This window comes from Marinobacter vulgaris, from assembly GCF_003344045.1.
Taxonomy (GTDB): Bacteria; Pseudomonadota; Gammaproteobacteria; order Pseudomonadales; family Oleiphilaceae; genus Marinobacter; species Marinobacter vulgaris.
In genome coordinates this window covers 1-347 of the sequence record NZ_QFWX01000060.1, presented here as the reverse complement: position 1 = coordinate 347, position 347 = coordinate 1, and the positions used below count along the sequence as shown (strand labels likewise).

At 47.8% G+C, this 347-nt stretch carries 1 tRNA gene; it reads left to right on the top strand.

Annotated elements, in window-relative coordinates:
• Positions 1–60 precede the first annotated feature (60 nt).
• A tRNA-Ala gene (locus tag DIT71_RS17795) sits at positions 61–136 on the top strand.
• Positions 137–347: the final 211 nt, after the last annotated feature.

Genomic DNA, 347 nt, shown 5'->3' with positions numbered 1-347 from the left:
GGTCATGACTGACGCGAGCGAGTGCTGCAACGACGAGTGACGAAAGCTGGACAAGTAGACGGGGCTATAGCTCAGCTGGGAGAGCGCCTGCCTTGCACGCAGGAGGTCTGCGGTTCGATCCCGCATAGCTCCACCACAACTTTACTGACTAACTTCGGTTAGCAGTGTACAGAAACGAATGTTTCAGATTGATGAAGCCTTCCTTTCTGATCACTGGGTCAGATTTGCTCTTTAACAAATTGGACGAGATAGAACACGAAGCTATTTTTCTCATTATCTCCGAGAGAAATAGGTTCAATGTGATAACGATTTCAAGCGTTATCCGGTGTTGTCGTTGAAGTGGTTGT